The organism is Actinacidiphila glaucinigra (genome assembly GCF_035918135.1).
GTDB lineage: Bacteria > Actinomycetota > Actinomycetes > Streptomycetales > Streptomycetaceae > Actinacidiphila > Actinacidiphila glaucinigra.
On the sequence record NZ_CP109144.1, the window covers coordinates 8,827,787 to 8,848,515 of the forward strand.

Sequence of the window (20,729 nt, forward strand, 5' to 3'; positions counted from 1 at the left end):
ATGTTGAGGTTGGCGATGTCGCATACAGAGATGGGAGAACGACGTGCCCTTGGTGGGTGAGTACCAGCCGAGCCCCGAGCAGTGGGTCCGCGACCAGGTCGAGCTGTACGAGGGTTCCGGAGGGACCGACGGCACCACGTTGCGCGGCAAGCCGGTGATCGTCCTGACGACGCTGGGCGTCAAGTCCGGCAGGATCCGCAAGACGCCGCTCATGCGCGTGGAGCACGACGGCCGCTACGCGGTCGTGGCGTCCAAGGGCGGCGCCCCCGAGCACCCGGTCTGGTACCACAACCTGGTCGCCGACCCCCGGGTGGAGCTGCAGGACGGCCCCGTGCGCCAGGACATGACCGCCCGCGAGGCGACGGGGGACGAGCGCGCCGAGTGGTGGGACCGCGCGGTGGAGGCGTGGCCCGACTACGCGGAGTACCAGAAGAACACCGACCGTGAGATCCCGGTCTTCGTTCTGGAGCCGGCGGCCGCACCCCACTGACCTGCTCTCCCCGACGGCCGCCGCCCCTTCACGGGGCGGCGGCCGTCGTCGGGCCCGGCGGTGCGCCGCGCTGCCGGAGGTGGGTCCACGGTCTGCTGCGGGTGGTCGGCCGGGCGTGCCGCGCGCGGTCACGGAGCGGTGGAGCACCTGCGACCTCCGCTATCCGCCCCCTCGACGACCATCCGCCGCGACGTGAACGGGACCGCCGACACATGGGCCGCGCGGATCCGGCACCCGGCCGCCGGGCGGCTGCCGGTCCCGGGGATCCCGCGATCGCCGGAGGTGACGAGCGCAGCCCCGGGGCATCGGCCGCGCCACGTCCACGGGGCGCCCCGGCCCTTTCCGCCCGGGCTGCCGGGCCGCGCACCGGCGCACGCCGCGACGACCTCACCCGTCCAGGCCGTCGACCACCGCCGGGAACCCCGCCCCCGGCGTGATGTGAACCACATCCGCGGAAAATCTCGCCCTGGGATGTAAGAAACGGGCCGCCGCGCTCATTGCACGGTGAGAGTGCGAGATGAGGGGACGGCGCGTGACACATGCCCAACGCTTCCGGGACGTCTACGAGGAGTGCTATCCGCGTGTGCTTGCCTACGCCACCAGCCTGGTCGGACGGCAGGTGGGCGAGGACATCACCAGCGAGACGTTCACCGTCGCCTGGCGGCGGGTGCGGGACGTCCCCGACCCCGCGCTGCCGTGGCTGCTGGGCGTGGCACGCAACCTGGTGCGCGAACTGCGCCGCCGGGACGCCCACCAGTACCTCCTCGCCGCCGAGGAAGCGCAGCGCATCAGCAGCGGCGCGCGGACCGATGCCGGAGACGTCGCGGCGGAGGTCGCCCTCCGGCACGACGCGCTGCAGGCCCTCGCGGGCCTGCCGGAGGCCGACCGGGAACTCCTGACGCTGCTCGCCTGGCACGGCCTGAGCGCCCGGGAGGCCGCACAGGTCCTGGACTGCACCACCGCGACGCTGACCGTCCGGCTGTACCGGGCCCGTCGCCGACTGGAGAAGGCCCTGGGGGCGGCTCCCGCGGCGGCCTCCGAGGCGGAGCCGGCGTCCGCACCTCCCGCAGAGACCCCGTACCCCAGCCACCGCGAAGGAGCACCCGCGTGAAGAACACCCACAAGCCGTCCGGGCGGCCCGACGTCCTGAAGGTGCTCGCGGACGCACGGCCCGAGGAACTGGACCCGTCCCGGCTGGTGGACCCCGCGCGGCAGCGGGACGACCTGGCGCGCATCGTCGCCGGGGCGACTGACGGCCGCACGGCGCGCTTCCTCGCCCCGCGCCGCAGAAGCGCCTTCCGGCCGCTTGGAGCCGCGGCCCTCGCGGCCGTGGCGGCGTCCGTGGTGGTCGTGAGCGCCGTCGACTGGCAGGAGCCCGCCGACCGGCCGACCGCCCAGCCGCCGTCCTCCGCCGGAACGGACGCGCCGGGCGACGGCGCGGACCTCCGCGTCGACGGCCACATCGAACTGCTCAGCGCGGCCCGGCAGGCGGAGAGCGCCGTCACGGAGGGGACGTACTGGCAGACCACGACGCGATCGGAGAACGTGGACGTCGCCGGTGACGAGGGGCACCTCTTCGCGGTGCGGAGCGCGTCGACCGAAGAGTGGTCGGTGGGCGTGCGGCCCGGAACCGGAAGCCTGATGGTCTCCGGCCTGGACTCCGTGACCGAACCCCGGACCGCGGCGGACAAGGACCGCTGGCGCGCCGCGGGCTCGCCGAGCAAGGTGGAGATCGAGGTCGGGAAGAAGGCCGGGACCGGCAGGCTCGTCACCGTGATCGGAACCAGGCGGCCGATGGTCATGCGGACGAACGTCGACGACAAGATCTACGCCGTCGGCCCCGACAACGTCACGTACAAGGACCTGCGCGCACTGCCGTCCACCAGCGCGGAACTGCGCCGCCACCTGGAGCGGCTCTACGCGCGGGACAACGGAGCCGACACCGGCACCTCGAACCGCAGCGCCTGGATGCTGCGCCAGGCGGGCAACCTCGTCACCATGCCCGTGAAACCCGGCGTCCGGGCGGCCGCGTACCGGGTGATGGCGGATCTGCCCGGAGTCCGGGTGACCGGACGGGTCACCGATCCCCTGGGACGTGAGGGAGTCGGGGTCGACTTCCCCGTCAGCTACCGCGGACCGCTGGGGACGACACGGGAGCGGCTGATCGTGGACCCGTCGACCGGGGCCATGCTCAGCGACGTGCTCGTACTGGTCGACCCGTCCGCCCGGGCCAAGGAAGCAGGGCTCGCCGCCGGCATGACGGTGAACTACAACGCGACCACCAGGATGAGCTGGGGCGAGCGCCAGATCACCGTGCCGGGGAACGCCCGCAGCTGAGCCCGGAACCGGGCCCGCGCGGCCCGGAGGAAGAACCCGCACCACGACGACTCGCCCGCCTGCGGGCGCCGACTGACGGGCCCGGGGATCCGCCGCTGACGCGACGCGGCGGATCCCCGGGTGACGGCCGGCGTCCCCTCCTTAGGGCTGCCGCCGCCCAGGTGGCCGACGCGGTCCCCTCGACCCGGCGCGGTCCCCGACATCGGGGCAACCCGAACTGGAGTCCGCCCGGTTGAACGGGTGTGAGACCCCCCCCGCAGCCCAGGGCCGCGCCCACGCCAAGGGCTGCGATGCCGTGCGGGCCGCATCACCCGCGGACACCACCCGGTCCTCAAGGACCGCGAGCCCCGCCACGCGACTCCCCGACGATCTCCCGTTCTCCCGAGAAAGCCCTGCACCCATGCGCCTCCACAAGCCCTACATATCCGCGGCCGCCGCCGTCGTCGTCTCCTCGCTCGGCATCGCCGCCTACCAGCACCTGCCCGAGGGGAACCCCACTCCGGCCCCCGAGACGGCCGCGGTCGTCCAGGACGCCGCGGCGCCGGCGACCGGGCAGCCGGCCGATGCGCCCGCCGCGCCGCCGACGACGGCCCCGCCGAGGCCGCAGTACCCCGACCGGTTGCCAGGGCTCGGCCCCAAGACCCTGTCGCAGATCCCGGCGAACGCCCGGCAGGTCGTCCTGGTCACGGGAGCCGGCAAGAAGTCCCCGAAGTCCAAGGTCGTGCTCTACGAGCGCGTCGACGGCGGCTGGCGTCCCGGAGCGGTGTGGGACGCGCACAACGGCTACAAGGGCTGGACCGACGAGCACTACGAGGGCGATCTGCACAGCCCCATCGGGGTGTTCGGTCTCACCGACGCGGGGGGACTCCTGGCGGACCCCGGCACCAAGCTGACCTACCACCGCTCCAACGCGTTCTCCACCAACGCCACTGGCTTCTTGGGTGAGTCTCTCGCCGGTTCCTTCGACTACGTCATCGCCATCAACTACAACCGGCAGCCCGGTACGTCGCCGATGAACGGCGCCGTGCCGATGGGCGCGAACCGCGGTATGGGCATCTGGATCCACGTCGACCACGGCGGCCCCACGCACGCCTGCGTCAGCATCGCCAAGGCGCACATGAAGCAGTTGCTGCGGGTGCTGAACCCCGCCGACCACCCCGTCGTCGTCATGGGCGACGCGGCCTCTCTCGCCCGATGACAGTTCCGCGGCCAACAGGAGCAAGCGTGTCGTCCCATTCCAACCTCACCGTGATCGCACTCGCCGTCGTCGGAGCGTCGGTGCTCACCGCCTGCGGGGGCCAGCAGTCCGGCACCGCACCCGCCGCGCAAGGGGCTGCGCCCTCCACCAAGGCGTCCTCGACCGGGCCGCGGGCCGCCGCGGCAGCCTTCAAGCTCACCACGGGCGCCACCGACGGCGAGAAGCACGCGTCCATCGGCAGCGCGGGCGACATCGAGGTCTCCGGCGGGACGATCTCCTCCGTCACCCTCACCACCGCGGGCGGGGACCCGGTACGCGGGACCGCGGCCGCCGACCACCGCCGCTGGTCCCCGGACGCCGCCCTGGCCTACGGCACCGCGTACCGCCTCGTCGTCCACGCGTCGGACGAGGCGGGCGGCAAGCAGACCCGCAGCCTGTCCTTCACCACGCTCGCGAAGGACGACCGCCTCATCGGCACCTTCACCCCCGAGGACGGCTCGACGGTCGGCGTCGGCATGCCCGTCTCGCTGAACTTCAACAAGCCGGTCACCGACAAGAAGGCCGTCGAACGCGGCATACGCGTCACCAGTGACGGCGACCAGGAGGTCGTCGGCCACTGGTTCGGCGACCAGCGCCTCGACCTGCGCCCCGAGACGTACTGGAAGGCGCACACCAAGGTCACCCTGAGCCTGCGCCTGGACGGCGTGAAGGGCGCCGCGAACGCCTACGGGACCCAGGACAAGACCGTCCGCTTCACCGTCGGCCGCCGCCAGGTCTCCACCGTCGACGCCGGCACGCACACCATGCGCGTCGTCCGCGACGGCGACACCGTCCGCACCATCCCGATCACCTCCGGCGCGCCGGGCAGCACCACGTACAACGGGCAGATGGTGATCTCCCAGAAGTTCACCAGCACCCGCATGGACGGCGCCACGGTCGGATACGCGGGAGAGTACGACATCCCCGACGTCCCGCACGCGATGCGCCTGTCCACCTCCGGCACCTTCATCCACGGCAACTACTGGGCGCAGGACTCCGTCTTCGGCAACTCCAACGTCAGCCACGGCTGCGTGGGGCTCAACGACGTCCAGGGCGGAGGTGACTCCGGGCAGGACGCGGCGTGGTTCTACAACAACTCCCTCATCGGCGACGTGGTCGTCGTCAAGCACTCCCGCGACCGGACGATCGCCCCGGACAACGGCCTCAACGGCTGGAATATGTCCTGGGAGCAGTGGAAGGCGGGGTCGGCGCTCGCATAGCCGCGCGGGCCGGGCCGGGGCGGCACGCGTTATATTGAATGCGCACTTCGCAATTCGGAGGTGGGCCATGGCGAGGGGGCGACCCCGCCAGTTCGAAGTCGACGAGGTCCTGCAGGCGGCGCTGAACGTCTTCTGGGCCAAGGGCTACGACGGCACGACCATGGCCGACCTCACCGAGGCGACGGGCCTGAAGCCGGGGAGCGTCTACGCGGCGTTCGGCTCGAAGGCCGGACTGTTCAAGCAGGTCGTCGACCGGTACGTCGCCACCGTCTTCTCCTACGGCCCGAACGGCCTCGAGGCGGACAGCGTCCGCGAGGTCGTCCACCGCTGGCTCACCGGGGCCGCGGAGAGCACCACGGGAGAGGCCACTCCGGCCGGCTGCCTCCTGGTGCAGGGCGCGCTCGCCACCGGCGGCGAGTCCCGCGAGATCGCCGAGGACCTCTGCGCCCGGCGCAAGGCAGCCCAGGTCATGCTCGCGGAGCGGCTCGCCGCGGCCAAGGCGAACGGAGAGCTCTCCGCGGACGTCGACCCCCGCGTGGCGGCACGGTACGTGGTCGCCCTCGCGGAGGGCATTGCCGTCGAGGCGGCCTCGGGCGCCGACCGCGAAACGCTGCTGAGTCTCGTCGACCTGGCCATGCGCCGCCTGCCCTGGGAGGCGTGAGCCGAAGGACCCTGTGCCCGTCCCCCGCACCCCTCGACCCCCCGCCGGGTCGAGGGGTGCGGTCTGTCCGCATCCACGTCCGTATCCGCGTCGGCGCGGGTCAGGCGTGGGCGACTGAGCCAGTGACCCCTGGTTCAGGCGCGCGCCCGACGGGCGCCGACGTGGCTCGACACCGCTCCCCGAGGCCCCTTGTCCGGCGTGCTCCGCATGTTTGACAGGCCCAGTTGCGAGGGCTATATATTGAGCAAGCACTCAATAAATACCCCACCGACCGTCGTGACCGTGCTCACGAGCACCTGGCACGGGCCCGCGGGGACAGCGGATGCACCCGACGGACGGCCGGGCGGCTCCGACCGCGCCATCGCCCGGAGACCGCACGGCCGGTTTCCCACCGGCGACACGGCCGGCCCCACCACCACCCCTTCGACGCCGGCCGACGCATGGCCGGGGACGGGAACACTCATGACCGAGAGAGCACTCACCGGCAAGGCCGCACTGATCACGGGCGGATCCCGCGGGATCGGCGCCGCCACGGCCGTCCGGCTCGCCCGCGAGGGAGCGGACGTCGCCATCAGCTACCAGGCGTCCGCCGAGAAGGCCCAGGAGGTGGTGAAGGCCATCGAGGCGCACGGAGTGCGCGGTGTGGCCTTCGCCGCGGACCAGGCCGACCCCGAACAGGCCGCGCGCCTGGTCGACTCGGTGGTCGACGCGTTCGGACGTCTCGACCTCCTCGTCAACAACGCCGGAGTGTTCGTGACCGGCCAGGTCGACGCCGAGGACGCCGACGTGGCCGCGTTCGACCGCCAGTTCGCCGTGAACGTCCAGGGCGTCGCCGCCACCACACGCGCCGCGGTGCGGGTGATGGGCGAGGGCGGCAGGAAGCCCTCGACTGTCCCTGCCGGCAGCCGGTCCCGCCGTACCGGCCATGGCGCCGGTCTCCCGGACCCGGTCCGCGGTCGCGGGCTCGACGACGTATGACCTGAAACGCCCCCGGCGGCGGTAAGTCCCGCCGTACGGGCCGACGATGTCCCTGGTCCGCCAGGGTTCGTCGACCTGTCAGGAAACTGCTACCAGCCCTTCCACCGGGCCCCTTCTGATTGCTCCGGCCAGTACTTGTGCGTCATGCACGCAAAGACGACAGGACATCAGATGACGAGACCGATGGGTCGGGTCCGCGCGGTAGCCGTGTCCGCGGCGACGGTGATCACGACGACGACGATGATGCTCGGCATGGGGGCCGGCCAGGCGGACGCCGTCGGGCGGGTGCGGGTGGCGGACGGTGTGACGGTCGCGCCGGGCATCACCTACCAGTCCTTCTCGGTGACCGCGTCGCACGGCACCGTCACGGGCCACGTGGTCACCGCCGACCTGCGCGACCGCCACGTCTCCGTGGGACTGCTCTCACCGGGGAAGGTCGCGGCCCGTGCCAAGCTCTCGCAGCTCGTGGCGGCCCAGGGCGCGGTGGCCGGCGTCAACGCCGACTTCTTCAACATCGACGAGACGCAGCACCCCGGCGTCCAGGCCACCGGCTCCGCGGTCGGACCGGCGATCTCGGACGGCGTGGCCCTCAAGGCGGCAGTGCCGAACGGTCAGCGCTTCGGCCCCGGCCTGCCGCCCGGCACGTCGACCCGTGACGTCATCGGCGTCGGATACGACCACAAGGCGCGGCTGGACGAGCTCACCCTCGACGGCACGGTGCGGGCCCGGAAGGGCAAGCGGTTCGACCTCGAGGGGCTGAACCAGTACGCCGTCGCGGAGGGCGGGATCGGGGCCTTCGACTCCCACTGGGGAGACGTGTCGCGCCGGCGCGCCGTGTGCGGCACCGACACCCTGCGCGCCGCGGCGTGCACCACGGACGCCTACGAGGTGACCGTGCGGGACGGCCGAGTCGTCTCGCAGTCCGACACGATCGGCGCCGGCGCCATCGAGCCCGGCACGGTGGTCCTGGTCGGCCGTGAGGCCGGCGCGGCGGAGCTCCGCACGCTCCGGATGGGCGAGCGCGTCCGCGTCTCCGACAAGCTGAGGAGCACCAGCGGCAAGCGCCTGAAGTTCGCGGTCGGCGGTTACCCCGTCCTGCGCGACGGCGCACCCCTTCCCGGCCTGGACACCAAGGCCGTGGCGACCAGGACCGGAGCGGCGATCGGCGACAACGGCCGGCTGCTCCACCTCCTGGTGCTCGACGGAACCGCGGAGGCGGGCGCCGGTCTGACGATCGCCGAACTCGCGGGCGTCTTCCAGGCAGTGGGCGCCGAGGACGGTGTCAACCTGGACGGCGGCGGTTCCTCCACCCTCGTGACCCGTGACGCCGTCTCCGGCGCGCCGGTCGTCCGGAACCACCCCACCGGTGGCGCCGAGCGCGCGGTTCCCGAGGGCATCGGGCTCTTCTCGCGCGGCTGACCCGCCCCGCTCGCACCCGGGCGGTATCCCCGCCGCCCGGGTGCATCGGCCCGCCATCTGCGGGGGCGTCAGTATGCAATGGGGCACTGGCAGTGCCCCCGGAACGCGTGCGCCGGCGCGACCTGAATTGTTCTGTTCATAAGTACCACGGTTGCCGGAGCCGGGACGACAATGGCCGGACTGACCTGTCCCCGCACCATGTCGAATGAGGGAGTGCGCTCATTGCGCGGGAGGACCACCGCGCACGGACTCCTCGATGCGTTCACCTCGGCAGTTGCCGTCATAGGGCCGGCCTCGCTGTGAGTTCGCGGGTTTCCTGGATGCCCAATCCGCCGGAGAGTGCCCCGTGACCCCAGGCGAAGAACATGGCGATGCCCGCGTACGCCGACGGCGACCGCCCCGGTCCGACAGCGAGCCACCGGAAAAGGGCATTGCCATTTCACATCGCGCCGAATACGGGAAATCCCGTCCGGGGTATTGGCGATGGGCGTCTGATGCCGCCGCGGGTTCGGCCGAAAATCTCCTGGCTCTGAGGCAACTTTTCAGGGTGTGACCTGCGCCACATTGTCACAGAAGTGCTGGAGTGGGTAAAGAAACAACAGCTGTTCGGCCTTTTCCCTCCAGGGGTTTGATTCCCCCGCGCGTTGATGATTAGTGTCGTGCCCCGGACCTCCACCCGGTCGATCATCCATTCAGGATGGCGGTGGAGGTCCCGCCGATCCGAAATGCCGTGCGTGCGACGGGGAACGCAGTTCGCGAGGCATGCGGCAGGCGGCTGGAGGAAGAAGGAGCCCGCGCCAGTGGCGTCCCACCGTCGTCCCAAGCAGACCGGTCGCACACGTGTCACCGTGCTCACCGCGACCGCCGCCGCGGCCGTCGCCCTGTCCGCGCAGGCGGCCCAGGCCGCTCCCGCCAAGCCCTCCGTCAAGAGCGTGAAGGCCAAGGTCGACGGCCTCTACGAGCAGGCCGAGCAGGCGACCGAGAAGTTCAACGGCGCCAAGGAGAAGCAGCAGAAGCTGCAGAAGCAGGTCGAGGACCTGCAGGACGAGGTGGCCCGCGAGCAGTCCGAGCTCAACGACCTGCAGGACGACCTCGGCACCCTGGCCAGCGCCCAGTACCGCAGCGGCGGCATCGACCCGTCGCTCCAGCTCTTCCTCTCCGCCGACCCGGACAGCTACCTCGACAAGGCGTCCACGCTCGACCAGCTGAGCACCAAGCAGGCCGAGGGGCTCCAGCAGATCGCGGAGAAGAAGCGCACCCTCAACCAGCAGAAGGCGGAGGCCGCGAGCAAGCTCAACGAGCTCGACGAGACCCGCACCGAACTGGGCGAGAAGAAGGAGGAAGTCCAGGCGAAGCTCGGTGAGGCGCAGAAGCTGCTCAACTCGCTGACCGCCGCCCAGCGCACCGCTCTTGCCGCCGCCGACGACCGCGCCAACCGCTCCGACGAGCGGGTCGACCTGGGCAACGACCTCCCGGCCTCCTCGCTGGCCGCCGCGGCCCTCGCCGCCGCCAAGACCAAGACCGGCCTGCCGTACGTCTTCGGCGCGTCCGGTCCCAGTGCCTTCGACTGCTCCGGCCTCACCTCCTGGGCCTACGCCCAGGCCGGTGCCCGGATACCGCGGCCCTCCCAGGGGCAGGCCAATGCCGGTACGCGGCTGTCGATGAGCCAGCTGATGCCCGGGGACCTCGTCCTCTTCTACGGCGACCTGCACCACGTGGGGCTCTACGCGGGCAACGGCCTGGTCCTGCACGCGCCGCGCACCGGCACGTTCGTGCGCTACGAGTCCATCAACAACATGCCGTTCCAGTTCGGCGTCCGCATCTGATCCAGGACACCACCGGGCACCGTGCGCGAGACACTGAAAGCACGTCAGGAGGCGAGCCCTACCCGTTCGTTGGCCCGTAAATCGTTCGCGTCCCCGGCCGCGAGCCGCTAGCTTCCGCCGGAGCGCGACGAGATGTGAGACCGAGGCGAAGGGAGCCGGCCCATGGCGACAGAGGGCGTGCGGACCGACCGACTGGGCTTGCTGCTCGACCAGTTCGACCATGCCAGGGAGATGGCCCGGGTACGGCTGGCGGGCCTCGGCGACGAGGAGTACCTCTGGGAGCCCGTGCCCGGTTGCTGGTCGATCCGGCAGCGCGGTGCGGCGACGACGCCCAGGGCGTTCGGGCCGGGGGAGTGGGTGCTCGACCTGGGCGCCCCGGACATTCCGGCGAGCGAATACGCGGAAGTCGCCCGGCAGGCCGCCGGCGGGATGAGCGTCGACAAGATCGCCGAGGACTGGAGCGTGAGCGTCGCGCGGGTCGAGGAGGTGCTGGCCCACACGGGTCCGGCGGAGCCCGACGAGACGCCGGTCACCACCATCGCGTGGCGCCTGGGACACCTGCACTTCTGCTTCGCGGGCGGATGGGAGTGGACCTTCGGCGAACGGCGGCAGGAGCCCAAACTGCTGGTCGACTTCACGCCGTCCGCGACCGTGGCACTCGAGCGGTTCTGGACCGTGATCGACCGCTGGCGTAGCAGCGTCGCCACCGTCACCGACGAGCAGCTCGACACGATCGGCTTCTCGCAGTACCCGTACGGCTCCGACCCCGACGAGCCGTTCGCCGCCGTGCTGGCGGGGGCCAACCTCGAACTCATCCACCACATGGCCGAGATCGCGCTGCTCCGCGACCTGTGGCGGGCGAGGGGCGCCTCCGGCAGTCTCACCAGTTGATCTTCGCCGCGAGGAAGGGTTCGTTCTCCGGGGCCTCCTTGCGGGCGCGCAGGACCTTCTCGGCGGGCGCGCCGACCGGCACGCGCAACGCGGGCGCGGCCCGTTCGATCGTGTCGGCCACCGCGGCGGCCACGTCCTCGGGGGTGATGAGCTCGCCCCGGAGCGCGGGCAGAGCCTCGTAGAGCGGGGCGTAGGGATCGTTCTCCGACAGGAACACCTTCGCCCGCTCACCGCCACCGGAGGAGACGGCGCCGGGCTGTACGACGCTCACCTTGACGCCGAAGTGACCCGCCTCGATGGCCAGCGTCTCGGCGAGTGCCTCCAGTGCCCATTTGCTGGCGCCGTACGCGCCGATCATCGGCAGCACCAGACGCCCCTGGATGCTGGAGACGAACACGAGACGGCCCGCGCGCCTCTCGCGCATGGCGGGCAGCACTGCCTGCGCCACCCGCAGCGCACCCAGGGTGTTGAGCTGGAAGAGCCGTTCGACCTCCGCGAGCGGGACGCTCTCCAGGGGCGCGCGCACGGTCTCCCCGGCGTTGCTGACCAGTACGTCGATGTCGCCGGCGTCCCGGACGGCCCGGTCGACGCTTTCCTGATCGGTGACGTCGAGGCGCAGGCGCTGGTCGACGGGAAGGTCGGCCAGCGTTTCCGGCCTGCGGGCGGTGGCGATCACTCGGTGGCCGCGGTCCGCCAGCTCCACGGCGATGGCCCGCCCGATGCCTCTGGACGCTCCGGTGACGAGTACGGACGGCATGTGGGACCTCGGCTTTCGTGGTGGGTGTGTTGTCGTGCCGGGGCTCGACCGGGCGGCCCGTACGGCGTCGTGGATCATGAGTGGGAGATGCGCACGAGGAGCCGGCCGGTGTTCGTACCGTCGAAGAGCAGCTGCGGCGGTACGGGCACGTCCTCCTCGTGGCGCGGGACGCCTTCCCGCAGTGGCCCGACCGGTGTGGCGGGCCGCTCCGCGAGGACGTACCGGCGTGTGCGCTTCACGCCCTCGGGCCTGGCCGTCTCCCGCTCTCCCCGGGTCGGACGGCGGCGCTGTCGTCGACGTGGTTGCCCCTCATGAGCCAGGTGGGGCCCTTGGCGTAGGCACCGGCTTCGGCGAAGAACGCCGCGAAGTGCGGGCCGCTGGCGTGGGTGTTGAACGCCTCGACGTCCGCGTAGACCTCGTTCAGGTAGAAGACGTCCGGGTTCTCCTCGTCGGCGATGACCTCGAACCGGCGGGAGCCGGGTTCGCTCGCGAGGGAGTCCCGTGCGGTCTTCCGCGCCGCCCGCACGAAGTCCGCGCGGTGATCGGGCTGGACGGTGAAGGAGACGAGGAACTGGTACATGCGCATGCTCCCGGGACCGATGCGGTCAGTTCAGTGACTGAACTGCTCTCGTTCTCACCGTAGCACCGATCGGTTCGGTCAGTGAACCGCCGCTGGTAGAATCGAGGGCATGACCCTCCCCAACACCTACGCCGACGGGAACTGCCCCCTCGCGCGAACGCTTGAAGTCGTCGGAGAGCGGTGGACGCTCCTGATCGTCCGCGACGCGTTCTACGGGGTGCGGAGGTTCGGGGACTTCGTCACCCAGCTCGGCATCCCGCGCGCCGTACTGACCGGCCGGCTGAAGACGCTCGTGCAGGAAGGCGTGCTCACCCGCGACGACGACGCGGCCGGCGGCGTCGAGTACCGGCTGACGGCCAAGGGCATCGCGCTGTGGCCGGCCGTACACGCTCTGATGAACTGGGGAGAGTCCTTCTACTCCCCGAACGGCACCAAGCGCCTCCTCCGCCACGACCTCGACGGCGGGGTGCTGGACCACGAGGGACGCTGCGAGGACTGCGGCGCGGCCGTCCCGGTCCCGGACATCCGCGTCGAACCGGGACCCGGCTTCCAGCCGGGGGGAACCGACCTCGATCCCGTCTCCAGCGCGATCAACACCCCGCGACGGCTGCTCGAGCCCATCGCGGCCACGCGTACCCCGGCGAAGGCGCGGCGACGCGGCTAGGCCGTGTCGTCAAATGCCCGCCTGCCCAGCGGCGCCTGGCACGGCACCTCGCTGCGTTGTCGAATCGTCCGAGTAGCCCACTACGAGGACGACTCTCCGCCTTGCGATGCACCGCACCAGACGCCGCTGGGCCCGCCCTCCGGGCGGCCGACGTTCATTTGGCGACACGACCTAGGGCGTTCCTCTCGGATCGGTCATGAGGGCGGGGCCGCCGGGTGAACCGATGCCCGGGGGTTCTGAGGTGAGGGCTGGTGGCCGCATGTGGTTCGAGCGAGCCGTACGATGCCTGCCGTGCACACCTCAGGGGCGACCTTCAATGCGGGCTCTGTGGGTAGGCCATGGATGCCCGGCACGAGCACCACTACGGGGAACCGGCGGTCAGCGGGGGGAGGCGTGTGGAGTACGTAGTGATCGAACTGCGCGGCGCCAATGCCCTCTACCAAGCTGCCGATGACCCCTCTCGGACCCGCAACACCAGTGCCGCCGACCTGGCGCAGCAACTGGGGATCGAACTGTCCGATCTTCCTGGCCGTCATTACACGTGCTGGGAGACGCCCGGGGAGTACGGCGGCGTCTTCCGGAGCCGCTTCGAGCCGGCCTGACATGCTGCGCGGGATCGCCGGCGAGTAATCGACGTGATCGCGTTCACGCACCGGACCGGAACGCCGTGAAGTGACCTGCCGAACGAGTCCGGGTCATGGAAGGGTGTTCACAACCGACCGAGAGGCCCTGGCGCACGTCGTGGCGGCCGGCTCACGGCGGGGCCGCCGCCGGGACACCGTGGGTGCCCCGGGGGACCCCATCGTCCGCCACCGGTACAGGCCTTCGACGATCTCCGCGTACTTCCGGGCCATCCGCGAGCGTCGCAGCTTCGTCGTCGGGGTCGGCTCGTCGCTGTCGGCGACCCGGCCGGCCTCCGTCACGCGCCGGCGTCCGACCCGCTCCACCCGGGACGGCCGCTCGTTGGTGGCGGCTGTCGCACGACTACTCGGCGTGCTGACGTGCGGAACGGCGCGTGGAGTGGCGCTCGGCGGGCGGCTGCTCGCCGCGGATGTCGGCGAGGAGGGCGGTGATGGCGGCCATGATGTCCTCGGTGGCGGCCTTGAGGACGTCGGGGGTGATGTCCTTGCCGTGGTGGCGGCTGAGGTCGACCGGTGGTCCGGCCACGACGTGCACCGTCTGGCGGGGCACCAGCCACACGCGGCGGTTGCCGCGGCCTCCGCGCGCGTACGGCGGTGCGATGCGGTGGGCACCCCACTGGGCGACCGGGATCACGGGCGCGCCGGTCGTCAGCGCGATACGCGCCGCACCGGTCTTGGCGGTCATCGGCCACAGCTTCGGGTCGCGCGTGACGGTGCCCTCGGGGTAGACCGCGACGCACTCGCCCTTGTTCACGGCCGCGATCGCGTCCCGGAGTGCGGTGGCGGCGTCGGCGGTCCCGCGGTGGACGGGGATCTGACCGGTCTTGTGCAGCACCATGCCGACGAAGGGGATCTTGAAGAGGGACGCCTTGGCGAGGAGGCGGGGCGGCCGGCCGCTGTTGTACTGGAAGTGCCCGTAGGTGAGCGGGTCGAAGTACGAGATGTGGTTGACGGCGGTGATGAAACCGCCCTCGGCGGGTATGTGCTCGTGCCCGCGCCACCGGTGTGTCACGAGGACGAACAGCACGGGCTTCGCGATGGCCGCTGCCAGCCGGTACCAGAAGCCGTACGGGTTGTGCGATCTGCCGGTCACCCCGGAGTCCTCCTCTGCTCGGGCGGCGCCGATGGGCCGCTCGTCCTGTCGTTTCCCGGTGCGTGGCAGACCGGTGCCGTGTCAGGTGTCCTCGTCGGGCGGTCCCGGTCCGGGAGGCCGACAATTTACTTGACCATGCAAGAGCGTAATTGCTGCATGACGCAACGATCAACTTGTTTCGAGTCCGGAAAGGTCACATCCGCTCCCCGTAGGCGGCTCTGCTGGCCTCGATCTGCGCGATGTGCTCGGTGGCCCAGCCCGCGAGAGCGAGGGCGGGCGGAATGAGGCTCTGCCCCATGGGGGTCAGCGCGTACTCGACTCGGGGAGGGACCTCGGCGTACGCCGCGCGGGACACCAGGCCGTCGCGTTCCAGGTTCTTCAGGGTCAGCGTCAGCATCCGCTGCGAGATGCCGGGTATCCGGCGGTGCAGGTCGGAGAAGCGCAGGCGCCCTTGGTCGAGGGTCACCACGATCAGCAGCGTCCACTTGTCGCAGATACGGTCCAGCACCGCGCGGATCGTCCGTCCGCCGTCGCCGCGAATCATGCAGGTGTGCTCGTACTGCGACATCACAACTCCCTGTGCCTTGCGCACATCCGTGTGCCTTTTGCAGGCCCGCCGACAGTCACCCATGATGAGGCCACTTACGCCCGGCACCGTCGCGCAGGGGGTCACTGTGAACGTCGCTTTCTGGATCGTCGCCGTGTTGCTGGCGGTGTTCTACCTCTACGCGGGCGGAAAGAAGGTCGCGCAGAGCCGGGAACGGCTCCAGCCCATGATGGGCTGGGTCGATCGCGTTCCCATGCCGCTCGTCAGATTCATCGGGACGGCGGAGCTTCTCGGCGCGGCGGGCATGATCCTGCCACCGCTGACCGGTATCGCGCCCTGGCTGGCCATCGCCGCGGCGATCGGACTCGTTCTGGTCCAGGTCGGCGGGATCGTCGTCCACGTCTCGCGCGGGGAGACGCGGCAGATCGGTCTCAACATCGTCCTGCTGGCGACCGCTGTCGCGGTCGCCTGGCTCGGGACGACCTGGCTCTGACCGTCGCCACGGCCTTCGGGCCCCTGACGTCGTCCGGCACGAGGGCCCGGGCGGTTTCAGCCAGGGCGGCCGCACGCGCTCGAGGTGACCCGAGGACGGCTGACAGTTAGTCAAATATGCCCCGGATAGGGCGTGTTCGGTGGTCGGTCGGCGAACCTGCCGAGCCGCCGACGTGGGCCGATCCACGCATGCCGCCAACGGCTGCGGCCGCTTGTCCGGCGTCGCGGTCCACCCGTGTGGTGACATGCAGTCATGACCTTCCTCGGCGTCGACATCGGCACATCCAGCAGCAAGGGCGTCCTGGTCGACGCCTCGGGCACGGTGGTCGCGACCGCGGTGCGCGCGCACACCGTCTCCCGCCCGAGACCCGGACACGTCGAGATGGACCCCGAGGCGTGGTGGCTGGAGTTCTGCGGAATCACCCGCGAGCTGCTGTCCGGCGGTGCACGGGCGGCAGGGGTCGAGGCGGTCGGTGTCAGCGGCATGGGCCCGTGCGTCGCGCTGGCCGACGCCGCGAACCGGCCGCTGCGCCCCGCGGTGCTCTACGGCGTGGACACGCGGGCCGTCGCGCAGATCGCCCGGCTCGACGCCGCACTCGGCCGCCAGGCCGTCCTCGACCGGTGCGGCAGCGTGCTGTCCACCCAGGCGGTGGGCCCGAAGGTGGCGTGGGTGGCCGAGCACGAGCCGGAGGTGTTCCACGCCGCACGACGGCTGTTCATGCCGGCCTCCTTCCTCGCCCACCGGCTCACCGGCGCCTACGTACTGGACCACCATTCGGCCAGCCAGTCCGCCCCCTTCTACGACACCCGGGCGCAGGACTGGTACCGCCCCTGGGTGGAGGCGGTGTGGCCGCACGCGGACCTGCCCGAGCTGCTCTGGCCGGGCGAGGAGGCCGGGACGGTGACGGCCGCGGCGGCGGCCGCGACCGGGCTCGCGCCGGGCACACCCGTCCTCACCGGCACCATCGACGCCTGGGCCGAGGCCGTCAGCGTCGGCGCGACACGACCGGGCGACCTGATGCTCATGTACGGCACGACGATGTTCCTCATCGCCACCGTCACCGGGCAGTTGCGCGTGCCCGAGCTGTGGAGCACCGTCGGCGCCCACCCCGGTACCCGCTCCCTGGCCGGTGGCATGGCCACCTCCGGAGCCGTCACCGAGTGGCTGCGCGGCCTCTTCGGCGCACCCGACCGCGCGGCTCTGCTGGCGGAGGCCGCGGACAGCGGCGTGGGGGCGCGCGGCCTCGTGATGCTCCCGTACTTCGCCGGCGAGCGCACCCCGGTCGCCGACCCGGACGCTCGCGGGGTGATCGCCGGTCTCACCGTCGAGCACACCCGCGGCGACCTGTACCGGGCCGCGCTGGAGGCCACCGCGCACGGCGTACGCCACAACATCGAGGCCATGCGGCGCGCGGGCGCCGGCATCGAACGGGTCGTCGCGGTCGGCGGGGGCACCCAGGGCAGGCTGTGGACGCAGATCGTCTCCGACGTCACCGGGCTGCCCCAGGACGTCCCCACCGTCACCGTCGGCGCCGCCTACGGTGCCGCCCGGCTCGCCGCCGAACTCGCCGACCCGGCGGCGACCGCGTCGTGGAACCCGGTCCGCGACCGGTGCGTCCCGGACCCGGCCGCCCGCGCCGCGTACGACAGGCTGCACGGCCTGTACCGGCACCTGTATCCGGCGACACGCGACACCGTCCACGCCCTCGCCCGGCTCCAGCGTGAAGCCGCGGGTGAGGGTTCCGGCCGCACGCCGTCCTGACGACCACGGCTTTGGGCGTGCTGTCAGGAACAGCAGCCGGGCTGCCGGTGCAGCCGGCCCAGCGCGGCTTTGAGGACCGGATCACGGGTCGGGCCCAGATCCAGGTCGCCGACGGTGAACGCTCCGACGGGGGCCTTTGCCGCCGAGCGTGGGGCCGTTACCCTTAATCGTAAAAATCAGGACAATCAAGACTTATTACCGTCTGCTTCCGCCTCGCGTCAGGGCGCGTCGCCAGGGCGTCGCACCGCAGGTGGCCATGGGAGTGATCGTGTACGCACGTTTCGCAGGGAAAGTCATCCTGATCACCGGAGCCACCTCGGGCATGGGCTGGGCGACCGCGGAGCGCGTCGCGGGAGAGGGCGCGAAGCTCGTCCTCGTGGCCCGTGGCCGGGAAGTCGGCGAGGCGCTGGTGGCCGACATCCGCGCCGCAGGAGGCGAGGCCGTCTTCGCCCCCGCCGATGTGACCGTGGAGGCCGAGGTGGCGGAGGCGGTCGGGCTGGCGCTGAGCCGGTACGGCAGGCTCGACGGCGCGTTCAACAACGCGGGCGCCCCCACCGCGGACGGCCCGGTCACCGAGGTCGACAGCAAGGCCTGGCACGCGGACCTGGAGCTCAACCTCACCAGCGTCTTCTATGCCCTGAAGTACGAGATTCTCGCCCTTCAGGCGAGCGGCGGCGGCGCGATCCTGAACAACGCCTCCGTGTGCGGCGTCGCCGCGTACCCGAACAGGGCCTCCTACAACGCCGCCAAACACGGCGTCATAGGGCTCACGCAGTCGGCCGCCCTGGACGCGGCCGCGACCGGCGTCCGGGTCAACGCCCTGATCACCGGCGGTGTCGACACGCCCTTGTCGCGGGCTCTCGCACAGGGCGACCCCGGCCCGACCCCGGAGGACTCCTGGCGCTCGGCCGAAAGGATGCACCCGCTGGGGAGGATGGCCCGGCCGGACGAGATCGCCGCGTTCGCGGCGTTCCTGCTGAGCGACGAGACCGGGTTCATCACCGGAGCCGCGCTCGCGATAGACGGCGGCATGACGGCCCGCCTGTAGAGCGCTGCCGGCGGTCGGTTCGTCAGCCGCCCGCCGCGGAGCGGCGCCTGCGGGGGGCCGCGGCGTCGTCGAAGTGCTCCGTCTGAAGCGTGGTGATCCGCCGGAAAGCGGCCTTGAAGCGTGCGTACTCCCGCTCGCCGATCTCCTCCGCGTGACGCTGCTCGATGGCGGCCATGATGGCATCGGACTTGCGCATCTGGTCGCGTCCCAGGGGGGTGGGCACGATCAGTTTCGCGCGCCTGTCGCTGGGATCCGGGCGGCGCTCCACGTAGTCGAGGGCTTCGAGTTCGTCGATCAGATTCCCGATGACCTGCTTGTGGGCTCCCGACAGCCGGGACAGGTCCGTCGCCCGGCTGCCCTCTTCGTCGATGTATCCCAGCACCGCGCCGTGCTGGGGGCGCAGTTCGGGATGGCCCTGCTCGGCGAGCTTCTCGAAGAGTTCCTTCTGGACGGAGAAGAGCAGGCGTGCGGACATGATCCCGATGTCGGGATCCGTCACTTTCCGTTCACTGCGCCGCACGGCCGGCCACCCCTCTGTGTCTTGTGTCCATGGCTACGGTCGATCGTAGTGGGACGGCCCCGCCGGGTGACCGCCGTGCGTCCGGGGCGCGTCACCCGCCCGCCGATCCGCGGCGGCGCGACGCGCACGGTCCGGCCTGCGCCGGTGTGGTCCTGACGGCGCCTCGGGCCCCGGCTTCCCCTCCTCGCCGGAGCACTCCGTTCGAGCTTGCGGCCGTTCCCTCGGGCACCTAGGGTGAGTAGTCAAGATTAGTGACTATCAATTTTGCTCACCAAATGCTTTCCCTGCACCACCTCGTCAGGAGCTGAGGATGTCTGTCATCGAGCTGACCACGTTCGTCGTAGCACCGGACAGAACGTCGGAGATGCTGTCGGCGCGGTCCGGCATGCTGTCGGCGTTCCGGAAGGACCGCCGGGGCTTCGTCGCCGCACGCCTCGTGCGCGTCGCCGACGACACCTGGCTGGACATTGTCGAATGGACGGATGCGCTGGCCTTCGACGAGTCGCGCGCGAAGGGGGCGAACCTCCCGGAGATCGCCGCGTTCTTCGGCACCATCGACGAACTCGTCAGCGCCGAGAGCGGAGTGCGCTACGACGACGCCGCCGACGGCTCCCGGGCCGTGCGGACCATCGCCTACGGATCCGAGCCCTCCCAGGTCGGAGAGCTGTACCTGCCCGAGGGCGACGGGCCCTTCCCCGTCGTGGTGCTCGTGCACGGCGGATGGTGGACGGCCATGTTCGACCGCCGGCAGGTCGTGCCGCTCGCCGAGGACCTCGTGTCGCGCGGCTTCGCCGTCTGGAACGTGGAGTACCGCAGGATCGGCGAACCCGGTGGCGGCTGGCCGGGGACGTTCGAGGACATGGCGGCGGCCGTGGACGCCGTCGCACACCTCGACCCGGCGGTCGACACCGGCCGCGTCCTGGTGGTCGGCCATTCGGCCGGCGGTCACCTGGCCGCCTGGGTCGCGCACCGCTCCGCCCAGCCGGACGGCCTGCCCGGTGCGCATCCCAAGGTCGAGCCCATCGGGGTGGTGTCGCTGGCCGGCGTGCTGGACCTGGTCGACGCGGACTCCGTGGCACTCGGCGAGGGCCTGACGGACTCCGACCCCGACATCCCGCCCAACGTGCCGCCGCCCTCCCATGCCGAGGTGTGGCCCGCGGTGGCGGCGCGGGCCGGCGACGGCATCACCCGGCTGCTGCTCGGAGGGAGCGTCGCGGAACACGCGGACCGGTACGCGGCGGCTTCCCCCGTAGAACTCGCCGCGGGCGGGATCCCCGTCCCCGTCCTGATCGTCCACGGATCGGCCGACGAGGTGATCCCGCCGGCCTACGCGCAGACGTACGCGCAGGCCGCCGCGGCCAAGGGGGCGGACGTCACGCTCGTCATGTCGCCCGGAGCGGACCACTTCGACGTGATTGACCCGGACGGACACGCCTGGGGTGTGACGCGCGCCTGGCTGGGCGAGCGGCTGCGGCTGTGGAGGTCGACGGGCGCGTAGCCGTGCGACGTCCGGTTCCGGGGCCGACGACGGTCCCGGCACCGGAGGTCCGGGTGCCGGGGGAGGGG

At 71.5% G+C, this 20,729-nt stretch carries 22 protein-coding genes; 16 read left to right on the plus strand and 6 right to left on the minus strand.

The annotated features are described in order from the left end of the window. Window positions 1-43: 43 nt before the first annotated feature. The 10 genes from OIE69_RS40085 (at window position 44) to OIE69_RS40130 (ending at window position 11,059) form a co-directional block, all read left to right on the plus strand. Window positions 44-490, plus strand: a complete 447-nt coding sequence (locus OIE69_RS40085) for a nitroreductase family deazaflavin-dependent oxidoreductase (RefSeq protein ID WP_326580215.1) — start codon at window positions 44-46, stop codon at window positions 488-490. 532 nt (window positions 491-1,022) lie between these two features. Further along, window positions 1,023-1,601 carry an RNA polymerase sigma factor gene (locus OIE69_RS40090; RefSeq protein WP_326580217.1) on the plus strand — a complete coding sequence of 193 codons (579 nt, stop codon included), beginning with the start codon at window positions 1,023-1,025 and terminating at the stop codon, window positions 1,599-1,601. Continuing rightward, window positions 1,598-2,827 (plus strand): CU044_5270 family protein, encoded by a 1,230-nt coding sequence (locus tag OIE69_RS40095; RefSeq protein WP_326580219.1) that lies wholly within the window; start codon window positions 1,598-1,600, stop codon window positions 2,825-2,827. The genes OIE69_RS40090 and OIE69_RS40095 overlap by 4 nt, the downstream gene beginning before the upstream one ends. 400 nt (window positions 2,828-3,227) lie before the next feature. Beyond that, the gene (locus tag OIE69_RS40100; RefSeq protein ID WP_326580221.1) at window positions 3,228-4,025 is read left to right on the plus strand and encodes a hypothetical protein; all 798 of its coding nucleotides are present in this window, start codon (window positions 3,228-3,230) and stop codon (window positions 4,023-4,025) included. A gap of 26 nt (window positions 4,026-4,051) precedes the next feature. Beyond that, window positions 4,052-5,284: a L,D-transpeptidase gene (locus tag OIE69_RS40105; protein ID WP_326580223.1), complete on the plus strand. Its 1,233-nt coding sequence runs from the start codon at window positions 4,052-4,054 to the stop codon at window positions 5,282-5,284. A 67-nt stretch (window positions 5,285-5,351) separates the two neighbouring features. Next, window positions 5,352-5,945, plus strand: coding sequence for a TetR/AcrR family transcriptional regulator (locus tag OIE69_RS40110; protein WP_326580225.1), 594 nt, complete (start codon window positions 5,352-5,354; stop codon window positions 5,943-5,945). A 462-nt stretch (window positions 5,946-6,407) separates the two neighbouring features. Then, window positions 6,408-6,923: an SDR family NAD(P)-dependent oxidoreductase gene (locus OIE69_RS40115; protein ID WP_326580227.1), complete on the plus strand. Its 516-nt coding sequence runs from the start codon at window positions 6,408-6,410 to the stop codon at window positions 6,921-6,923. 171 nt (window positions 6,924-7,094) lie between these two features. Further along, window positions 7,095-8,342, plus strand: coding sequence for a phosphodiester glycosidase family protein (locus OIE69_RS40120; protein WP_326580229.1), 1,248 nt, complete (start codon window positions 7,095-7,097; stop codon window positions 8,340-8,342). A gap of 800 nt (window positions 8,343-9,142) precedes the next feature. Continuing rightward, window positions 9,143-10,168, plus strand: a complete 1,026-nt coding sequence (locus tag OIE69_RS40125) for a C40 family peptidase (RefSeq protein ID WP_326580231.1) — start codon at window positions 9,143-9,145, stop codon at window positions 10,166-10,168. Window positions 10,169-10,330: 162 nt separating this feature from the next. Continuing rightward, window positions 10,331-11,059, plus strand: coding sequence for a DinB family protein (locus tag OIE69_RS40130; protein ID WP_326580233.1), 729 nt, complete (start codon window positions 10,331-10,333; stop codon window positions 11,057-11,059). Here OIE69_RS40130 and OIE69_RS40135 read toward each other — a convergent pair. The 3 genes from OIE69_RS40135 to OIE69_RS40145 form a co-directional block, all read right to left on the minus strand. Continuing rightward, the gene (locus tag OIE69_RS40135) at window positions 11,049-11,816 is read right to left on the minus strand and encodes an SDR family oxidoreductase (protein ID WP_326580235.1); all 768 of its coding nucleotides are present in this window, start codon (window positions 11,814-11,816) and stop codon (window positions 11,049-11,051) included. The genes OIE69_RS40130 and OIE69_RS40135 overlap by 11 nt on opposite strands. Before the next feature lie 74 nt (window positions 11,817-11,890). Next, window positions 11,891-12,055 carry a hypothetical protein gene (locus tag OIE69_RS40140; RefSeq protein WP_326580237.1) on the minus strand — a complete coding sequence of 55 codons (165 nt, stop codon included), beginning with the start codon at window positions 12,053-12,055 and terminating at the stop codon, window positions 11,891-11,893. Beyond that, window positions 12,052-12,396 carry a putative quinol monooxygenase gene (locus OIE69_RS40145; protein WP_326580239.1) on the minus strand — a complete coding sequence of 115 codons (345 nt, stop codon included), beginning with the start codon at window positions 12,394-12,396 and terminating at the stop codon, window positions 12,052-12,054. Before OIE69_RS40145 ends, OIE69_RS40140 begins: the two co-directional genes overlap by 4 nt. Window positions 12,397-12,505: 109 nt before the next feature. Between OIE69_RS40145 and OIE69_RS40150 the strand changes: the two genes are divergently transcribed. Next, on the plus strand, window positions 12,506-13,060 hold the full coding sequence (locus OIE69_RS40150; RefSeq protein WP_326580242.1) for a winged helix-turn-helix transcriptional regulator: 555 nt from the start codon (window positions 12,506-12,508) through the stop codon (window positions 13,058-13,060). Window positions 13,061-13,455: 395 nt separating this feature from the next. Continuing rightward, complete coding sequence (locus OIE69_RS40155) at window positions 13,456-13,662, plus strand: hypothetical protein (RefSeq protein WP_326580244.1); 207 nt, start codon at window positions 13,456-13,458, stop codon at window positions 13,660-13,662. 382 nt (window positions 13,663-14,044) lie between these two features. Here OIE69_RS40155 and OIE69_RS40160 read toward each other — a convergent pair whose 3' ends face one another. Together OIE69_RS40160 and OIE69_RS40165 are read right to left on the minus strand one after the other, a co-directional pair. After that, the gene (locus tag OIE69_RS40160; protein ID WP_326580246.1) at window positions 14,045-14,794 is read right to left on the minus strand and encodes a lysophospholipid acyltransferase family protein; all 750 of its coding nucleotides are present in this window, start codon (window positions 14,792-14,794) and stop codon (window positions 14,045-14,047) included. A gap of 193 nt (window positions 14,795-14,987) precedes the next feature. Next, window positions 14,988-15,362, minus strand: a complete 375-nt coding sequence (locus OIE69_RS40165) for a winged helix-turn-helix transcriptional regulator (protein ID WP_326580248.1) — start codon at window positions 15,360-15,362, stop codon at window positions 14,988-14,990. 106 nt (window positions 15,363-15,468) lie between these two features. Between OIE69_RS40165 and OIE69_RS40170 the strand changes: the two genes are divergently transcribed. From OIE69_RS40170 to OIE69_RS40180, 3 genes are all read left to right on the plus strand, one after another. Next, window positions 15,469-15,834, plus strand: coding sequence for a DoxX family protein (locus tag OIE69_RS40170; protein ID WP_326580250.1), 366 nt, complete (start codon window positions 15,469-15,471; stop codon window positions 15,832-15,834). 252 nt (window positions 15,835-16,086) lie between these two features. Further along, a complete protein-coding gene (locus OIE69_RS40175; RefSeq protein ID WP_326580252.1) occupies window positions 16,087-17,595 on the plus strand; it encodes an FGGY-family carbohydrate kinase in 1,509 nt (502 codons plus the stop codon). Between the two features lie 268 nt (window positions 17,596-17,863). After that, window positions 17,864-18,643, plus strand: a complete 780-nt coding sequence (locus OIE69_RS40180) for an SDR family NAD(P)-dependent oxidoreductase (protein ID WP_326580254.1) — start codon at window positions 17,864-17,866, stop codon at window positions 18,641-18,643. A gap of 22 nt (window positions 18,644-18,665) precedes the next feature. Here the strand turns inward: OIE69_RS40180 and OIE69_RS40185 are convergent, their stop codons facing one another. After that, window positions 18,666-19,142: a MarR family winged helix-turn-helix transcriptional regulator gene (locus tag OIE69_RS40185; RefSeq protein WP_326580256.1), complete on the minus strand. Its 477-nt coding sequence runs from the start codon at window positions 19,140-19,142 to the stop codon at window positions 18,666-18,668. 331 nt (window positions 19,143-19,473) lie between these two features. Here OIE69_RS40185 and OIE69_RS40190 point away from each other — a divergent pair, with 331 nt between their 5' ends. Next, on the plus strand, window positions 19,474-20,661 hold the full coding sequence (locus OIE69_RS40190) for an alpha/beta hydrolase family protein (protein WP_326580258.1): 1,188 nt from the start codon (window positions 19,474-19,476) through the stop codon (window positions 20,659-20,661). Window positions 20,662-20,729 lie beyond the last annotated feature (68 nt).